Annotated in this window: 16 protein-coding genes; 11 read left to right on the top strand and 5 right to left on the bottom strand. The window is 59.4% G+C overall.

The window, feature by feature from the left end; all coding sequences use genetic code 11:
• Positions 1 to 6: 6 nt before the first annotated feature.
• The 6 genes from RAK07_RS12675 (at position 7) to RAK07_RS12650 (ending at position 8,903) form a co-directional block, all read left to right on the top strand.
• Positions 7 to 2,895 (top strand): ATP-binding protein, encoded by a 2,889-nt coding sequence (locus tag RAK07_RS12675; RefSeq protein WP_305733200.1) that lies wholly within the window; start codon positions 7 to 9, stop codon positions 2,893 to 2,895.
• Positions 2,896 to 2,971: 76 nt separating this feature from the next.
• Positions 2,972 to 3,610: a dTMP kinase gene (locus RAK07_RS12670; protein WP_305733199.1), complete on the top strand. Its 639-nt coding sequence runs from the start codon at positions 2,972 to 2,974 to the stop codon at positions 3,608 to 3,610.
• A gap of 105 nt (positions 3,611 to 3,715) precedes the next feature.
• On the top strand, positions 3,716 to 5,860 hold the full coding sequence (scpA, locus tag RAK07_RS12665; RefSeq protein WP_305733198.1) for a methylmalonyl-CoA mutase: 2,145 nt from the start codon (positions 3,716 to 3,718) through the stop codon (positions 5,858 to 5,860).
• Positions 5,861 to 5,863: 3 nt separating this feature from the next.
• A complete protein-coding gene (meaB, locus tag RAK07_RS12660) occupies positions 5,864 to 6,832 on the top strand; it encodes a methylmalonyl Co-A mutase-associated GTPase MeaB (protein ID WP_305733197.1) in 969 nt (322 codons plus the stop codon).
• A 23-nt stretch (positions 6,833 to 6,855) separates the two neighbouring features.
• Complete coding sequence (gene mce, locus RAK07_RS12655) at positions 6,856 to 7,263, top strand: methylmalonyl-CoA epimerase (protein WP_305733196.1); 408 nt, start codon at positions 6,856 to 6,858, stop codon at positions 7,261 to 7,263.
• A 272-nt stretch (positions 7,264 to 7,535) separates the two neighbouring features.
• Entirely contained in the window at positions 7,536 to 8,903 is a 1,368-nt protein-coding gene (locus RAK07_RS12650; RefSeq protein ID WP_305733195.1) for a hypothetical protein, read from the top strand.
• Between the two features lie 131 nt (positions 8,904 to 9,034).
• On the opposite strand, the gene RAK07_RS12645 is transcribed toward RAK07_RS12650, so the two are convergent.
• Together RAK07_RS12645 and RAK07_RS12640 are read right to left on the bottom strand one after the other, a co-directional pair.
• The gene (locus tag RAK07_RS12645; protein ID WP_305733194.1) at positions 9,035 to 9,268 is read right to left on the bottom strand and encodes a DUF4911 domain-containing protein; all 234 of its coding nucleotides are present in this window, start codon (positions 9,266 to 9,268) and stop codon (positions 9,035 to 9,037) included.
• Positions 9,268 to 10,170: a polysaccharide deacetylase family protein gene (locus RAK07_RS12640; RefSeq protein WP_305733193.1), complete on the bottom strand. Its 903-nt coding sequence runs from the start codon at positions 10,168 to 10,170 to the stop codon at positions 9,268 to 9,270. The genes RAK07_RS12645 and RAK07_RS12640 overlap by 1 nt, the downstream gene beginning before the upstream one ends.
• Before the next feature lie 164 nt (positions 10,171 to 10,334).
• Here RAK07_RS12640 and hemL point away from each other — a divergent pair, with 164 nt between their 5' ends.
• The 5 genes from hemL to atpE all read left to right on the top strand — a co-directional run bounded on the left by hemL (position 10,335) and on the right by atpE (position 13,369).
• Complete coding sequence (gene hemL, locus RAK07_RS12635) at positions 10,335 to 11,621, top strand: glutamate-1-semialdehyde 2,1-aminomutase (protein ID WP_305733192.1); 1,287 nt, start codon at positions 10,335 to 10,337, stop codon at positions 11,619 to 11,621.
• A 93-nt stretch (positions 11,622 to 11,714) separates the two neighbouring features.
• Entirely contained in the window at positions 11,715 to 11,951 is a 237-nt protein-coding gene (locus RAK07_RS12630) for an AtpZ/AtpI family protein (RefSeq protein WP_305733191.1), read from the top strand.
• Positions 11,935 to 12,327, top strand: a complete 393-nt coding sequence (locus RAK07_RS12625; RefSeq protein WP_305733190.1) for an ATP synthase subunit I — start codon at positions 11,935 to 11,937, stop codon at positions 12,325 to 12,327. The genes RAK07_RS12630 and RAK07_RS12625 overlap by 17 nt, the downstream gene beginning before the upstream one ends.
• Positions 12,324 to 13,025 (top strand): F0F1 ATP synthase subunit A, encoded by a 702-nt coding sequence (gene atpB, locus RAK07_RS12620; protein WP_305733189.1) that lies wholly within the window; start codon positions 12,324 to 12,326, stop codon positions 13,023 to 13,025. The genes RAK07_RS12625 and atpB overlap by 4 nt, the downstream gene beginning before the upstream one ends.
• A 68-nt stretch (positions 13,026 to 13,093) precedes the next feature.
• Complete coding sequence (gene atpE / locus RAK07_RS12615; protein WP_305733188.1) at positions 13,094 to 13,369, top strand: ATP synthase F0 subunit C; 276 nt, start codon at positions 13,094 to 13,096, stop codon at positions 13,367 to 13,369.
• 95 nt (positions 13,370 to 13,464) lie between these two features.
• Here the strand turns inward: atpE and lptM are convergent, their stop codons facing one another.
• Genes lptM through RAK07_RS12600 form a run of 3 tightly spaced genes read right to left on the bottom strand, consistent with a single transcriptional unit; the run spans position 13,465 to position 16,767 of the window.
• Positions 13,465 to 14,205 (bottom strand): LPS translocon maturation chaperone LptM, encoded by a 741-nt coding sequence (gene lptM / locus RAK07_RS12610; RefSeq protein WP_305733187.1) that lies wholly within the window; start codon positions 14,203 to 14,205, stop codon positions 13,465 to 13,467.
• Position 14,206: 1 nt separating this feature from the next.
• On the bottom strand, positions 14,207 to 15,583 hold the full coding sequence (argH, locus tag RAK07_RS12605; protein WP_305733186.1) for an argininosuccinate lyase: 1,377 nt from the start codon (positions 15,581 to 15,583) through the stop codon (positions 14,207 to 14,209).
• A 17-nt stretch (positions 15,584 to 15,600) separates the two neighbouring features.
• Positions 15,601 to 16,767: a hypothetical protein gene (locus tag RAK07_RS12600; RefSeq protein ID WP_305733185.1), complete on the bottom strand. Its 1,167-nt coding sequence runs from the start codon at positions 16,765 to 16,767 to the stop codon at positions 15,601 to 15,603.
• Positions 16,768 to 16,772: the final 5 nt, after the last annotated feature.

Here is a 16,772-nt window from a genome sequence, read left to right as displayed (position 1 = left end):
CGACCAATGAGCCAGACCAATGATCTTTACCTGAACAACCCCTTGATTCACCGGGACCGCCGCCTTGGTGCGTCGGATTCCGAATGGGTCCGTTCCTTTGCCTGCGAGGACCTGAAGCCGCTGATCGTCTGCCGCGGTCCGATCCGCAAGGAAGCCCTCGATGTCTTCGGGGAGATGGGGATGACCCATGTCGGCATCCTGCTGTCCGAAAAAGACTCCATTGTCTATCCCAACGCTCTGTCACCGGAGCTGCGTCAGATCAAGAACCCCGAAAACGTCCACCGGGTGCCCGACTACACCGGTGCCTCCAAGGAAGAGCGGGTGGAGCGGATCGGCCAGATCATCCAGATTGCCAAGGATAACGGCTATGACTCCATCTTCGCCGGCTACGGCTTCATGGCCGAGGACGAGGAGTTCGTCGCCGCCATCGAGAATGCCGGCCTGACCTTCATCGGTCCCAACTCCCGCACCCAGGCCGATGCCGGCAAAAAGGACGAGGCCAAGCGGACCGCCCTGCAGGTAGGGGTCAGCGTCACCCCCGGCATCAACAACGTCACCGCCCGTACCCTGGTCAAAAAGTACAACAGCCGCGACAAGCTGCTGGGACTGGTCAAGTCCCACGGTCTGGCCGTGGATACCGCGGTATTGAACGACAAAAAACTCTCTCTTGAAGATCTGGCGGACGAAATTCTGTACGCCTCCTACGAGAAGGGACTGGATCTCTATACCATTGAGGAACTCTCCGCCCAGGTGCAGTACGAGGTGGAGCAGATGTTCAAAGAGTATCCCGGCAGCCGGATCCGTCTGAAGGCCATCGGTGGCGGCGGCGGCAAGGGACAGCGGATTCTGGGGGCGTCGCTCCTGACCCTGAAGAAGGCGACCGATGCCCAGATCAAGGAAGCTGCCAGCGAGGCCCCGACCCTGGTGCGTGAGGTGCTGAACGAAGTAAAGGCCAACGGGGTGGGGGACAACAAGAACGTCCTGGTGGAGCTCAACATCGAGCAGACCCGCCATAACGAGATTCAGCTTTTGGGTAACGGCGAGTGGTGCATCACCATGGGGGGACGGGACTGCTCCCTGCAGATGCACGAGCAGAAGCTGCTGGAGGTTTCCGTCACCCAGGAAGGGCTGGCACTGGCCATTGCCCAGGCCAAGAAGGCGGGCAAGAAGTCCGAAGTTGCGGCTCTGGAAAGCGACCTGAAGGTGCTCAAGCGGATGGAGGAGGATGCCGCCAAGTTCGGCGCCGCCGTGGGGCTGGACTCCGCTTCCACCTTTGAATGTATCGTCGACCGTGACCGCTACTACTTCATGGAGGTCAACACCCGTATCCAGGTGGAGCACCGGGTGTCGGAACTCTGCTACTCCCTCAAGTTCACCAACCCCAAGGACAAGAACGACTACTTCATCGTGGAGTCCCTGGTGGAAGCCATGGCGCTGCTGGCCCGTCACAAGAAGCGGGTACCCAAGCCGGAGCGGATTCCCCGCTTCGGTGCCAGCGTCGAAGCCCGTCTCAACGCCACCGACGCCTCCCTCTCCCCCCATGCCGGCGGCATCATCCGCTACTGGTCCAAGCCGGTTGAAGGCGAAATCCGTGACGACCAGGGGATCAGCATGGTCAATCCGGATACCGGCCTGTTCATGCGGTACCGGGTGGCCGGCGCCTACGACTCCAACATCGCCCTGATCCTGACCAAGGGCCAGGACCGGCTGGAGTCCTACCGGGAGATGTCGCGGGTACTGGGCAGCACCAGTCTGCGCGGTACCGACCTGGGCACCAACCTTGAATTCCAGTACGGCCTCACCAACTGGTTCATCGGTCAGAACGTCATGGCCAAGCCCACCACCCGTTTCGTGGTGCCGTATCTGACCATGATCGGCCTGCTCAAGGAAGAGGCCCAGAAACTGGATACGGTGTACGCCTTCCTGCAGATGAAGAAAGCCTACGCCAAGAAGGTGGCTGAGGAGTTCCCCGACGATCCGAAGCAGGGCAAGGAGATCTCCGCCATCCTGGATCGCAAGGGGCTGCTGGTGACCCGGCCCATGGACCGGCTGCTGGAAGATCCGCACCTGCTCTCCGGCTGGCTCTCCGTCAACCGGAAGAATTTCTCCATTGAAAAGGGCAAGGTGGTCTGGCACGACAACCCCTTCGTGATCCTGGCCGATACCTATCGCTATCTGAACATGCAGTGGAATCCGGCTTTTCCCGCCGCCGAGGTGATCTGGGAGCATGACGACGAACTGCTGCAGACGGGGCTCCGTTTCTATACCACGTTGTCGGAGCGTCTCAAGCTGGGGCTGCACGAGTTCGACAAGCTGAAAGTGCTGCTGTCCAAGGACAAGCCGCAGGCCGGTTTCTCCGCCGACGAATGGTCCAAAATTCAGTCAGCCCATGCCGGCTTTGAAATCGGCCTGGAATTGCTGGGGATGCTGTTTGTTGTTGCCGAAAACACCGGATTCTGGGAACTGCGGGTGGAAGAGGACCTGGAGGTGACCATTCCGGACCGTCTGCACGAGGTCGACCTCCAGGCACGGATGAAGAAGGTGCTGGTACCGCCGCCGGCCACCAAGGCCGACGAGATCGTTGCCGTCTGCGGCGGCATGTACTATGGCCAGGAAGCCCCCGGACTGCCCCCCTTCGTGAGCGAGGGAATGCATTTCGAGAAGGGGCAACCGCTCTACATCATTGAAGTCATGAAGATGTTCAATACCGTGCGGGCGCCGTTCTCCGGCACCATCGACAAGATCATCATCCAGAGCGGCGACGGCAGTATCGTGCAGAAGGGACAGCCGCTGTTCAAGATCACGCCGGACGAGAAGTTCGTCGAGATCGACCCCGAAGAGATCAACCGCAGCAGACGGGAAAAGACCCTGGCCTATCTCAAGGCGGTTATCTGAGGTATACTTTATAATCATGACATTCCATGCGCCCCCCGCCCCCGCGGGGGGAGCGGCAGGGTGATGGAGGATGCGTATGGCGAGAAAAGGGAAGTTTATCGTACTGGAAGGGATCAGCGGTTCCGGTCAGCAGGTGAAGGCGGGAATCGTTGCCCTGCACAAGGCGCTGGCAGCGCTTAACCACGATGTTATCGAGTGCGCCAACCCCGACTCCGGCCGGGCCCAGGAGCTGGGGATGAACTCCATGGTCAACTGGCCCTTCGGCCGGAATGCCCGTGCCGACTTTATTTTCGAAAGCGCGGTGCGCACCGAAATTTTTAAGGGAATCGTCGAACCGGCCCTGCAGCAGGACAAGATCGTACTGTGCAAACAGTCGAGCATCTCTTCGCTGGCAAACGCCTGGATTAACGGCTGCACCCAGCATTTTGACGTACTGCGTCACCTGGAAAAGATTTCCCGCGGTTTTCTCTTTGACGACGAAATTTATCCCGATCTGACCATCTTCTTCGATGTTCCGCCGGAGGAGGCGTTTGAGCGGGTGGAAGAGGTGCTGCAGATTCACCATGAGGGGGGCATTGAGTACTACCGGGCAATGCGGGAGTTTTACCTCAAGGAACTGCCCCGCTGGCGGGGTGTACGGGTCGATGTCTCGTCCTCCCGGACCCAGGAGCAGATCGACGCCGAGATCATCGCCTTGGTGAAGGGTATTCTGTAGGCTGTCGGTGTCCGCCCGTGGGGTGCGGACACCCCAGTGAGTAACCTGACCCCTCCATTCGCCAGGATGGAGGGGATTTTTTCAAATCCACGCGAGGAAACAGCTATGGCCACCTTTGATGCAAAGACACAGCAGGACTGGGAAAAGCTGGCGGCAAAGGAAATAAAGAAGGAAACCACCGCGCCCCTGCTCTGGGAGACGCCGGAGGGAATTCAGGTCAAGCCGCTCTATACCCTGGCTGATCTGGAAAAGCTGGAGAACATCGATACCATGCCCGGTTTCGCGCCGTTTTTGCGCGGCCCCAAGGCCACCATGTACGCCGGCCGTCCCTGGACCGTGCGACAGTATGCCGGTTTCTCCACCGCTGAGGAGTCCAACGCCTTCTATCGCCGCAACCTGGCCGCCGGCCAGCAGGGGCTGTCCGTTGCCTTTGACCTGGCAACCCACCGCGGCTACGATTCCGACCATCCCCGGGTGGTGGGGGACGTGGGTAAGGCCGGCGTGGCCATCGACTCGATCCTGGACATGGAAATTCTGTTCAAGGATATTCCGCTGGGGGATGTTTCGGTCTCCATGACCATGAACGGCGCCGTGCTGCCGATCATGGCCCTCTACATCGTGGCGGCCGAGGAACAGGGGGTGTCCCAGGACAAGCTGGCCGGCACCATCCAGAACGACATCCTCAAGGAGTTCATGGTCCGTAACACCTACATCTACCCGCCGGCCCCCTCGATGCGGATCATCGCCGACATCATCGAGTACACAAGCAAGTACATGCCCAAGTTCAACTCCATCTCCATCAGCGGCTACCATATCCAGGAGGCCGGGGCCAACAACGTGCAGGAGCTGGCCTTCACCCTGGCCGACGGCATCGAGTACGTCAAGGCGGCCCTGGCCAAGGGGCTGGAAGTGGATCAGTTCGCGCCGCGGCTTTCCTTCTTCTTTGCCATCGGTATGAACTTCTTCATGGAGATCGCCAAGCTGCGGGCGGCCCGGTTCCTCTGGGCCGAGTTGATGTCGCAGTTTAACCCGAAAAATCCGCTCTCCCTGGCCCTGCGCACCCACTGTCAGACCTCCGGCTGGAGCCTCACCGAACAGGACCCGTACAACAACGTGATCCGCACCACCATCGAAGCCATGGCAGCGGTACTGGGCGGCACCCAGTCGCTGCACACCAACGCCCTGGACGAGGCCATTGCCCTGCCCACGGACCACTCGGCCCGCATCGCCCGCAACACCCAGCTGGTGATTCAGGAAGAGTCCGGCATCACCAAGGTGGTCGACCCGCTGGCCGGCTCCTACTATGTGGAGTCCCTGACCGCCGCCCTCATCGAGGAAGGGCGCAAGCTGATCGCCGAGATCGACGCGCTGGGCGGCATGACCAAGGCGATAGAAAGCGGCATGCCCAAGCTGAAGATCGAGGAGTCGGCGGCCCGCAAGCAGGCCCGCATTGACCGCGGTCTGGATGTGATCGTCGGGGTCAACAAGTACAAGCTGAAGGAAGAGACCCAGATCGAGGTGTTGGACATCGACAATACCGCAGTGCGGGAAGCCCAGATCGCCCGGCTGAAGAAACTGCGCGCCGAGCGGGATGAGGCGGCCTGTCAGGCTGCCCTGGCCGCCATCACCGCAACGGCCGAATCGGGACAAGGCAACCTGCTGGAACGGTGCGTCGAGGCGGCCCGCAAGCGGGCCAGCGTGGGCGAGATGTCCGATGCCATGGAAAAGGTGTTCGGCCGCCACAAGGCGGAGATCAAGCTGGTTTCGGGGGTGTACGGAAAAGTGTTCGAAGAGAGTGAGGAGTTTGCAGCCCTGCAAAAGGATGTGGATGCCTTTGCCGAGACCGAGGGACGTCGCCCCCGCATCCTGATTGCCAAAATGGGCCAGGACGGCCACGACCGCGGTGCCAAGGTGATCGCCACCGCCTTTGCCGATGTCGGCTTCGACGTCGACATGGGGCCGCTGTTCCAGACACCGGAAGAGACCGCCAAGATGGCGGTGGAAAACGACGTGCACGTAATCGGCGTCTCCAGTCTGGCCGCCGGCCACAAGACGCTGGTACCGCAGTTGGTTGCCGAGCTGAAGAAGCTGGGTGCCGATGACATCATCGTGGTCTGCGGCGGCGTCATTCCCCGCCAGGACTACGACGAACTGTGCCAGGCCGGTGCCGCCTGCATCTTCGGTCCCGGCACGCCGATTACCGCTTCCGCCCGGGAGACCCTGGAGGCGATCAGAAAGGCGAAACACTGACGAATGGAACTGCAGGCGCTGGCAGATAAAATCCGGGAGGGGAATATCCGCGCCATCGGCAAGGGTATCACCCTGATCGAAAGCAGAAAGCCGGAACATGCCGAGAGGGCGGCCCGCCTGCTGGAACTGTTGCTGCCCCATGCGGGACAGAGTCTGCGCGTCGGCATCACCGGCGTGCCGGGCGTGGGAAAGAGTACCTTCATCGAGTCCTTCGGCAGCTACCTGACCGAGCAGGGGCACAAGGTGGCGGTGCTGGCGGTGGACCCCTCCTCGCAGATATCCGGGGGAAGTATTTTGGGGGATAAAACCCGCATGGAGGAGCTGTCCCGCAACCCCCGGGCCTTCATCCGGCCATCGCCCGCCGGCGATACGCTGGGCGGGGTGGCCCGCCGCACCCGGGAAACCATGCTGCTGTGCGAGGCTGCCGGCTACGATGTGGTAATAGTCGAAACCGTTGGTGTGGGGCAGTCCGAGACCACCGTGGCATCCATGGTGGACTTCTTCATGCTGCTGCAGCTGGCCACGGCCGGTGACGAGCTGCAGGGGATCAAGAAGGGGGTCATGGAGCTGGCTGACGCCATTCTCATCAACAAGGCGGATATCGACCGAGCCAAGACGGAACTTGCACGGCGGCAATATGAAAATGCCCTGCATATTCTACGGCCCAAAAGCAGGAATTGGGCGGTTCCGGTGCAGACGGTCAGTGCCCTGAACCATGAGGGGGTACCCGAAGTCTGGGAGATGCTGTCCCGCTTCAGGCGCACCATGAAGGAGTCCGGCGAGTTCGACGGCAACCGTCGCCGTCAGTCGGTGGACTGGATGTGGTCGCTTGTGATGGATGATTTGAAACAGCTGTTTCTGCAGCACAATGATGTACAGGGGATGTTTCCTCAGGTGCAGGAAGCGGTTTCCCGGGGAATCACCACCCCGTCCGTGGCTGCCCGGCGCTTGCTGAATGTATTCAGGCGGTAATCTTCACGCGAAAGGAAATCTGTATGCTTCACAAGATAAACCATATCGGTATTGCCGTGCACTCCCTGGAGGAGGTGTTGCCGCTGTATCGTGATACCCTTTGCATGCCGTTCCATGGTACGGAAGAGGTGAGCGAGCAGAAAGTGCGTGTTGCCATGCTGGGAATCGGTGAGTCCACAATCGAGCTGCTGGAGCCGACCGCGCCGGACAGTCCTATTGCCAAGTTTCTCGAAAAAAACGGGCAGGGTATCCACCATATTGCCTACGAAGTTGATGACATCATGGCTGCCATTGCCTGTCTGAAGGAACGCGGTGTGCGCATGATCGACGATGCCCCCCGTAACGGCGCCCATGGCTCACTGATCGCTTTCATCCATCCCAAAAGCAGCTGTAGCGTCCTGACGGAGCTCTGCCAGTGCGGACATGAGTGAGCTGTGCCGGCTGAAAAGGTGCCGGATGGAAGGTGGCGGCGGAAAAAAAGAGATAAAACCTTGACAGGTGTTATATTTATTGTATTATCACCCCGGCTGGGTAGAACATGATAAGTATTCGAATATTTGAATGAAAACAATAAAGTGCCTGAAATACCGTACGTTTTTGAAAGGTGGTGAGGCCCAACACCGATCAGACACCAGCAGCACCGTACAATGAGATTTTAATTTTATTAGGCAGTACATACACCACAGAAGGAGGAACACCGTTTATGACCAAGTTTCAAAAGCAGATGCTGACCATCGCCGCAGCCGGCGCCCTGACTGCCGTGACTGCCCTTCCCGCCCTGGCCTTTGAGAACGAGTTCCACGGTACCTACAACTTCAACACCATCTTCTCCAACTACAACGATGGCAACTCGGGCAACTTTACTCCTACGCGAGACAAGCTTAAGACCAACAACTACTTCGAGCAGCGGGTCCGTCTGCAGTACATCGCCAAGGCCAGCGACGACCTGAAGCTGGTCACCCAGTTCGAAATCGACAACCAGTTCGGCAAGTCCACTGCTACGACAGCAACCAGCAACAAGACCAACGGTGTTGGCCTTGACGCCGACGTGGTCAACATCGAAGTCAAGCATGCTTACCTTGACTTCAACGTTGGCAAGAACTTCAACACCAAGCTGGGTATCCAGCCCTACAAAGATACCGTCAAGGGTATCTTCCTGGATGCCGACATTCCGGCGGTGATGACCACCACCAAGCTGGGTGCCTATACTCTGGGTCTGGGCTTTACCCGCTATAATGATGATGGCGTTGGCCGGGTCGGTGACCGTAACACTGATGTATTCATGATGGACAACACCTTTGCCTTCAACAAGGACACCAAGGCAACCTTCTCCTACTATTTCAACGCTGATTACACCAGCGCACTCGGCGACAGCGCCAAGCTGATCAATACCTTCGCTCTTGGCGGTCAGACCAAGATCGCCGGTGTTGACCTGAGCGGTTTCGCTGCAATGCAGGCTGGTCATCAGAAGAACGGTGCTGGCTTTGGTAAAAGCACCAACTACCACGGCTGGGCAGCCAACGTGGCCGCCAAGGCCAATGTTGGTCCCGGTGCAGCCCGTCTCGGCTTCCTCTTTACCTCCGGTAACAACTCCGACGACGCTGGTCACAACAAAGGTTGGCAGGGTGCAACGAACAGCACCAGCTCGACTACCAACGTTCAGTCCTACAACGAGTCCGGTCTGATCATTCTGGCCCGCAACACCGTTAACAGCCCGGCCAACACCGACCAGTACATCCGCCGGAACATCACCAACATCGCGCTTGCCTACCTGGGCTATGATGCCAAGCTGACCGACAAGTTCAACCTTGACGGTGGTGTTGGCTTCGCTTGGGCACCGTCTTCTGCCGACGCTCCCGTTGATACAAAGATTGGTAAGCGTAATGCCAGCGACTTCATGGGCACTGAAATCGGCCTGACCGCCGGCTACCAGCTCTACAAGAACCTGAAACTGCAGGCACAGGCTGCCTACATGGTTCTGGGTGGTTACTACAAGAACTCCTCCACCAATACCAGCGGCGACCCCGAGAACCCCTACACTGCACGCCTCCAGGCTCGGTACAGCTTCTAATACCGACCCTCGACAAGAGGAAAACAGGAAAGAGCAAAAGCGGCACGGGTACACCCCGTGCCGCTTTTGTTTTTTGTTTTGTAGTTGTAGCACGAAGGAAAGGTAAAGCGGGGGAGTGGGCCGGCCGTGGTTCAGTGCTGCTCTGTCATGGTTTCCGGGGGGGTGGTTTCGTCAAGTGCAATTTCCCGGGAGAGGGCCGCGAGCAGCTCAGTCAGTTCCACGGCTCTTCCCGGAGGTGCACATATCCGGATGATACCCGCCGCGCCGTCAACAGTGCTGACCGTGGCTATCCCTTCGTAGGACTCCATGATGCACGTCAGATAGGCATGGTCCTGGCGGGGGACCCGGAAGTAGCGGGCGCACATTACGGTAGCTCCGTGCCCTGCAGGGCCACCGGCAGGGCACGTCCTGCAATCATCCCCATGGCAAGGTTGCAGGCGGGTGCTGCAGCGACAGAGGCGGCGGCCTCCGCCAAGGTAATACAGGGTATGCCATGCTCGTGCAGCAACCTCAGCAACCGGTCGAAATAGCTGCTGATGCACCCTCCTTCGAGTTCGGCATGAATAGTAAGCACGTTCAGTCCGGGACGCAAGGCGTGCAGGTAGTATTCGGGTAAGTCGACAGATTGCAGGCCGTTGCGGCCCAGCAGTTCATCAGCTGTGGGCAGGGTGGTTGGAATTTGCAGTGTCGTAAAGCGCTTGCCGTCAACGACCGGGTAAAACGGATGCGTCCCCCTGGCATCGCTGCAGAAACTGAGCTGCATCTGATCCTGCAGGGCGAGTGACTCGTGTGATACGGTCCACCCCGGCGCGGCAGTGCTGGCGGCCAGGTGTCCGAAAATTTCCTTGAAGGCTGCGGCGGCCTGCCCCAACTCCGACTTGGCAAAGCCGATGTCGTTACCGATGAGGTGGTCGTGCCAGTCGACATGGTTCCACGCATGGATGCCGGGTTCGTGCCCTTGGCGTACCGTTTCACGCATAACGGAAGCACACTGTTTTGAGATAAGCGGCCCGGGCAGCAGTACGCCATAGAGCATGGTCTTCAGGCCATAGGCGGAGGGAGCTCCCGAGCGCAAAGCCTTCTGCAGGAATCCCCGGTGAGTAACGATGCGACGCAGGGCGCGGCCGGTATGGTCGGGGCCCATGCAGAAATAGAAGGTGCCGCGGGCGTGATGGGAGTTGAGCAGGTCCAGCAGGCGCGGAACGCCCTCACGGGTACCGGCATAGGTGTCGACATCAATTTTCAGGGCTACGGTCGGTGTGGGCATGGGGTTCTCCTGAGCAAGGTGCCTGCATGCTAGCAGCTTTTCATCAAGCTGGGAACAGGGAGATGGCAATTCATGCATGAGCATGCCTCGCAACCATTGACAATGTCGTACGCTTCCAGTACACAGAAAAGCTCGATTGATTCTATCCTGTGAGGAGTCGCGTCATGGAACATACCCGCTCGGAACAGCTCTTTCAGCAGGCAAGCCAGGTCATTCCCGGTGGTGTCAACAGCCCGGTGAGGGCGTTCAAGTCGGTGGGAACAACCCCCTGCTTCATCAAGAAAGCCAGCGGCAGCCGGATTTTTGACGAAGACGGTAACAGCTACATTGACTACGTTGGCTCTTGGGGGCCGATGATTCTGGGGCACTGTCACCCCCAGGTAGTGCAGGCGGTCACCGCTGCCCTTGAAAGCGGTTCGAGTTTCGGTGCTCCCACGGAGCTTGAGATTACGCTGGCCCGTATGGTGATTGATGCGGTCCCCTCCATCGAGATGGTACGGATGGTCAGTTCCGGCACCGAGGCCACCATGAGCGCCATCCGCTTGGCCCGGGGCTACACCGGACGGGATAAGATTCTCAAATTTTCCGGCTGCTATCATGGTCACGCCGATGCGCTGCTGGTGAAAGCCGGTTCCGGTGCCGCAACCTTTGGTGTCCCCGATTCCCCCGGTGTGCCCGCCGATTTCGCCAAGCATACACTGACCGCCGAGTATAACAGCCTTGAGTCGGTCAAGGCGTTGGTGGCGGAAAACCGCGAGCAGGTCGCCTGCATCATTCTGGAGCCGATTGCCGGCAACATGGGCACCGTACCGCCGCGTGAGGGGTTCCTGGAAGGGTTGCGCGAGCTTTGCACCAATGAGGGAATCATTCTGATTTTCGACGAGGTGATGTCCGGTTTCCGGGTTGCCTACGGCGGCGCCCAGGAGGTCTACGGCGTGACGCCGGACATGACCACCCTGGGCAAGATCATTGGCGGCGGACTGCCGGTGGGGGCCTTCGGCGGCAAGCGCGAAATCATGGAGAAGTTGTCTCCCTCCGGCGGGGTCTATCAGGCAGGTACCCTGTCCGGCAACCCCCTGGCCATGACTGCCGGCATTGCCACCCTCACGCTGTTGCAGCAGCCGGGGTTCTATCAGCAGCTTGAAGAAAAGAGCGCTCGTCTGGCCGATGGCATCGCCCGGGCGGCGCGGGATGCCGGCTATCCGATCTACAGCACCCGGGTCGGCAGCATGTTCTGCGCCTTCTTCACGGCAGGCGACGTTCATGACTGGCCCACCGCCGCCGCCTGTGATACCAGGGCCTTTGCCACCTATTTCCGGGCCATGCTGGCTGAGGGGGTCTACCTGGCGCCGTCGCAGTTTGAGACCGCATTCATGTCCCAGGCGCACACTGATACCGACATAGAGGCGACCATTGCTGCTGCCCGGAAAAGTTTCAAGCTGATCGCCTGACCCGGCTTCTGGAACGAATGATTGACAGGCCGTGGCGAAGTATGGTATGCAACACAGGTTTTTGTATACGATCGAGGCTGGCGAGGGGGCGATGTGAAGGAATTCCGTGACCTTTTTCGCAATATCGGCCTGGTCTCCAGCATGGGCCTTTCGGTGGTTATCGCCATTGCCATCGGTGTCTGGCTGGGACTGACCATTGATCGCTGGCTGGGCACCGCACCCTGGTTCTTTTATCTGTTCATGTTTATCGGTATTGCGGCAGGTTTCAGAAACATCCATCTGATAGCCAGCAGAGAGCTACGGAAGTCGGCGGATGATGAGCGATCGTGAGGAACGCCTGCCGCGATATTTGCTCGCTGGCAGTATACTGAGTTTACTGATTATCGCCGCTGTCAGTGCCCTGCTCTTTTCTGCGTCGGCTGCAGCAAGCGCCTCTGCTGGTGGGATGATTGCCATCATCAACCTGCTCTGGCAGCGGAGATCCCTGGGAGCTCTGTTGCAGCTCACGCCTCAGGACCGGCCGATGCTGGCGGCACTGGTACGATTCATCATCAGAATTTCATTGACTGCTGTTGTGCTGTACCTGGTCATTACCTCCTCCTGGTTTTCACTGTGGGGGCTGCTGGCCGGGTTGTCGGTAACCGTTGTTTGTCTGTTCGGACTGACGTTGTACGTAGCAATTTCGTCGAAGGAGACTTCATCATGATACATCCGATTATCTTTCTGGACTTCTTTCGCAAGCTGCTGGCGCCGCTGCATATCGGTGAGGCCGCTGCCGATGCCATCGCCTATACCTGGCTGATCATCATCGTCGCCGTAGTAGTATCGCTGCTTGCCACCCGCGCCGTTCGCGAAGTGCCGCAGGGACTCCAGAACCTGATGGAGATCATCATCGACGGCATCGAGAACATGATCGCCGAGTCCATGGGCCCCAAAGGACGCGCCTTCTTTCCGCTGATCGCGACCCTGGCGCTCTTCATTCTGGTTTCCAACCTGATCGGACTGATCCCCGGCTTCTTCCCCCCCACCGCCAACATCAACACCACCGCCGCCTGCGCCGTGGTGGTCTTCTGTGCAACCCATATTGTCGGGATCAAGGAGCATGGTACGCACTACGTCAAGCACTTCATGGGGCCGATCATCTGGCTGGCGCCGTTGATGTTCTTTATCGAAGTCATCGGTCACCTTTCCCGGGTCCTCTCCCTGAGCCTGCGTCTCTTCGGCAACATGCAGGGTCACGAACTGGTGCTGATGATTTTCTTCACCCTGGGGGTGAAGTACTTCATGCCGCTGGCGCCGCTGCCGATGATGCTGATGGGCATCCTGGTCTCTTTCATCCAGGCGTTCGTCTTCATGCTGCTGGCCATGATCTATATCCAGGGCTCGCTGGAAGAGGCACACTAAGCACGTATCCTAGCGTTTTCTCCTATACTGTTTAGGAGCATATCATCCCCCTAGAGGAGGCAGTAACGATGGAATTTTTCACTATGTGTATGCTGGCAGCTGGTTTCGGTATGGCAATCGGTGCTTTCGGTACCGGTATCGGTCAGGGTCTTGCTGTGAGCCGCGCCGTTGAAGGCGTTTCCCGTAACCCCGGCGCTTCCGGCAAAATCATGACCATCATGCTGATCGGTCTGGCCATGATCGAGTCCCTGGCAATCTACGTTCTGGTTGTCTGTCTGATCATCCTGTTTGCTAACCCCTACAAGGATATCGTGGTCAAGGCTCTGGAGACCGTGGCGAAGTAATTGGTACTCTGCAAGCTGAACCGCGCACAAAGGGCGTCCGGAATACTCCGGACGCCCTTTGTGCGTTCTGGTCGCGAACGATGAGATGATGTCGGTTACGGCGGGGCGTCACGCACGGTGACCGTGACGGGCGCCGACAGTTCGCTTTCCAGGTAGAGGCCGCTGGAGAGGTGACGTACCACCTGTCGCGCGGCATAACGATACGCCGTGTCACGCCGCACCGCCTGATCAACATACCTGTCCGCGGAAATCAGTGGGCCGACGGGCGAAAAATCCGTGTCCGCACCAACCGCCGCGCGGTACAACCGGAACCCGATCCGTGCGGTACCGGCCGGGACGTCTGCAACCAGGGTAATGGAAACTACACTGCCGAACGCGGGGAGCGCCTGTACCGTCGGCGTCATCGGTATCGGCTGGAGCGCAACCGCCGGTGTGTCGAGGGCGGTTCCGGCATCGCCATTTCGTTGCAGGGAGGTCACACGGTACTGGTAGAAAACACCCGGCCGGACATCGGTGTCGATCCAGGCGACCCGTTCAGCAGAGGCGGGCCGGGTGACGGCAAAACGCTGCACCTCCCGGAAATCTTCCGGGCACTGGGCGCAGGATATCTTTCTCAGAATGACAAGTGAGGTCACCGGCTCGCTGAGCGGGCGGTCCCGCCGGTCCCGCGACGGCACCGTTACCGCAAGGCGAAGCTGTGCGCCGGTTTGCTCCAGAACAACGGCCGGAGGCGGTCCCGGCAACAGTTGGTCAGGATATACCAGCGGCCCTTTTTTGCCGCACCCGGAAAGCAGCAGAGCGCCGACAAGGTACAGGACAGCCCGCGTTCCGGTCATGTCAGCGCCCTTCACGGCAGCGCCGGATTTCGTCCTCGACCCGATTGCGGGCCGTGCCGCCGATGACATTCCGGGCATTGACGCTGGCCTCAACTGAAATTTTGTCGAAAATGTCGTCGCTGAAGTGGGGCGAGAACAGTTGCCATTCAGCCAGTGACAGCTCGGTCAGCTCCATGTCGTTCTCGACGCAGTAGGCAACGGCCTTGCCGACCGCTTCATGGGCGTCACGGAACGGAAGCCCCGTGCGTACCAGGTAGTCGGCCACGTCGGTGGCCGTAGAAAAGCCCTGGCCGGCTGCCTGGGACATTTTTTCCCGGTTGACCCGCATCTCCCTGATCATGTCGGCAAAGATCTTCAGGCTCCCCTTGACGGTGTCGATGGTGTCGAACAGCGGTTCCTTGTCCTCCTGCATATCCTTGTTGTAGGCCAGGGGCAGTGCCTTCATCACCGTCAAAAGAGCCATCAGGTTGCCGTAGACCCGTCCGGTCTTCCCCCGCACCAGTTCCGGCACATCGGGGTTCTTCTTCTGGGGCATGATGGAGGAGCCGGTGCAGAAGCCGTCGGAGAGCTCGATGAAGCGGAAAGCGCTGGTGGACCAGATGATCAGCTCTTCCGAAAAACGGGAGAGGTGCATCATCAGGATCGAGGAGGCAGCCATGAACTCCAGGGCGAAGTCACGATCCGACACCGCATCCAGGGAGTTGCGAGTGACTGCCGGAAAGTCCAGCATTTCGGCAACGTATTCGCGATCAATGGGGAAGGTGGTACCGGCAAGGGCGCCGGCCCCCAAGGGGAGTACATCCACCCGTTTCAGGCCGTCCTCCATCCGTCCCTTGTCCCGCTTGAACATCTCCACGTAGGCCATCAGGTGGTGGGAGAACAGGATCGGCTGGGCCGACTGCAGGTGGGTAAAGCCGGGCATGATCACGTCAAGGTTGGCTTCCGCCTGGTTGAGCAGGGAGTCGATCAGCATATCCAAGTAGGCGACGATCTCCACGATCTCGTCACGCAGGTAGAGACGGATATCCAGCGCCACCTGGTCGTTGCGGGACCGGCCGGTATGCAGACGCTTGCCTGCCTCCCCGATTTTCTTGGAGAGCCGGGCCTCGATATTCATATGGATGTCTTCGAGGGAGACGGAAAAGTCGAACTGACCCGCCTCGATCTGCTCCAGAATCTCCTTCAGGCCGTGGACGATTTTTTCAACGTCCTCGTTGGGGATAATTCCCTGGCGGCCCAGCATCCGGGCATGGGCGGCGGAACCGCGGATATCCTGATGGTACAGGCGCTTGTCGAAATCGATGGAGGCGGTGAACTCCTCCACGAATTTGTCGGTGGGCTGGGTAAAGCGGCCGCCCCAGAGTTTGTTTTGTGACATGAAGCTATCTCCCTTGCTTAGTGTGACGAGGTGTCGTTGAGCCAGCCGGTCTCAGCCGGCTCGGTGGCCGGAATTTTTTCCCAGTCTCCGGAGCTGCTGCGAGTCATGATGCTGTGGACCTTGAGCGGTATCCGCGAACTGCGCGGGTCCAGTTCGTGGTGCTGCGGCAGATTGAAGTACAGCAGTCGGGTACCGCTGCCGAAACGGAGCCGGCAGACCGGGGCGCCGTGGTAGTCATCGGTGCCGAATTCAGCGAACTGGGCCTTCAGCAACCGGTGCCGCTGGTTGATGATCACGGCGGCATGGCCGAAGCCATGGAGGACCGGGACGCCGTCGATGCAGGTCTCATCGGAGGCGTTGCCGAAGATGGTCACGGTTTCCCGGACCCCGGGCAGGTCTTCCAGGTATTCGCCGTAAAAGCCGCAGACCACGTCCCGGTAGGCGCGGTGGTCCGGCTTGGGGTTGCACTGGATGACGAACAGTGCGTCCAGACCCTGCCGGGTGCTGAAGTACAACGTGTTGGCATGGTCGATGATCTGCTTGATATTGGATTCGTACAGGCTTCGGTACAGGTAGTCAAGGCAGATGATGGCCATGAAGTTGAAACAGGAGGGCCGGCTGCGCAGCAGGTAGAAGTGACGGCCCCGGTACAGATCGCGGTAGGTGTCGATGAACTCCTCGCCGTGGAACGGATGGCTCTTGGCTTCCAGAAACACCCGCAGGGCGCCGTCGGTCTCCTTGAGCAGCAGCACACACCAGTTGACCGGCATCTCCAGCACGTCGCCGGAATCGATGTCGTGGTCCACCAGGGCAAGGGCTTCCTCGTTGTCGCTGCGGAACCGCTCCAGAACGGTGCGGTACTCCCGGAGCGCCAGATGCTCAATGCCGATCATGGTGACGGTGTTCGGCCGGAACCGGTCCCGCACCACGGTCAGCAGGTCGTCGAAACGGCTGAACGGCAGACAGGACTCGGGAAACAACAAAAAATGGAGTTTCTTCAGATTACCGGCCCCGGTTGCCACCAGGTCGAGGACCGAGTGAATCTGTTCCCACTGTTGCTCCTGCTCAGCGGGTGAAAAGCCGGTCTCGCGGTGCAGTCGATTGGGAAGCTGGGCAATCAGGCAGTGCAGGTGATGTCCCAGGGGAAAGGCGAGGTTGACTTTTTTCTCGATGATGGTCGGCATCTGGT

It is taken from the genome of Trichlorobacter ammonificans (assembly GCF_933509905.1).
Taxonomy (GTDB): Bacteria; Desulfobacterota; Desulfuromonadia; order Geobacterales; family Pseudopelobacteraceae; genus Trichlorobacter; species Trichlorobacter ammonificans.
Note: the sequence above shows the minus strand (reverse complement) of the source record. Positions and strands in the feature narration are given on the sequence as shown.

Coding starts and splice junctions, on each gene's coding strand:
- lptM (WP_305733187.1), bottom strand. CDS start 14,205: ATGACCGGAACGCGGGCTGTCCTGTACCTTGTCGGCGCTCTGCTGCTT.
- mce (WP_305733196.1), top strand. CDS start 6,856: ATGCTTCACAAGATAAACCATATCGGTATTGCCGTGCACTCCCTGGAG.
- RAK07_RS12650 (WP_305733195.1), top strand. CDS start 7,536: ATGACCAAGTTTCAAAAGCAGATGCTGACCATCGCCGCAGCCGGCGCC.
- RAK07_RS12640 (WP_305733193.1), bottom strand. CDS start 10,170: ATGCCCACACCGACCGTAGCCCTGAAAATTGATGTCGACACCTATGCC.
- atpB (WP_305733189.1), top strand. CDS start 12,324: ATGATACATCCGATTATCTTTCTGGACTTCTTTCGCAAGCTGCTGGCG.
- RAK07_RS12675 (WP_305733200.1), top strand. CDS start 7: ATGAGCCAGACCAATGATCTTTACCTGAACAACCCCTTGATTCACCGG.
- atpE (WP_305733188.1), top strand. CDS start 13,094: ATGGAATTTTTCACTATGTGTATGCTGGCAGCTGGTTTCGGTATGGCA.
- scpA (WP_305733198.1), top strand. CDS start 3,716: ATGGCCACCTTTGATGCAAAGACACAGCAGGACTGGGAAAAGCTGGCG.
- RAK07_RS12625 (WP_305733190.1), top strand. CDS start 11,935: ATGATGAGCGATCGTGAGGAACGCCTGCCGCGATATTTGCTCGCTGGC.
- RAK07_RS12600 (WP_305733185.1), bottom strand. CDS start 16,767: ATGCCGACCATCATCGAGAAAAAAGTCAACCTCGCCTTTCCCCTGGGA.
- RAK07_RS12645 (WP_305733194.1), bottom strand. CDS start 9,268: ATGTGCGCCCGCTACTTCCGGGTCCCCCGCCAGGACCATGCCTATCTG.
- hemL (WP_305733192.1), top strand. CDS start 10,335: ATGGAACATACCCGCTCGGAACAGCTCTTTCAGCAGGCAAGCCAGGTC.
- meaB (WP_305733197.1), top strand. CDS start 5,864: ATGGAACTGCAGGCGCTGGCAGATAAAATCCGGGAGGGGAATATCCGC.
- RAK07_RS12670 (WP_305733199.1), top strand. CDS start 2,972: ATGGCGAGAAAAGGGAAGTTTATCGTACTGGAAGGGATCAGCGGTTCC.
- argH (WP_305733186.1), bottom strand. CDS start 15,583: ATGTCACAAAACAAACTCTGGGGCGGCCGCTTTACCCAGCCCACCGAC.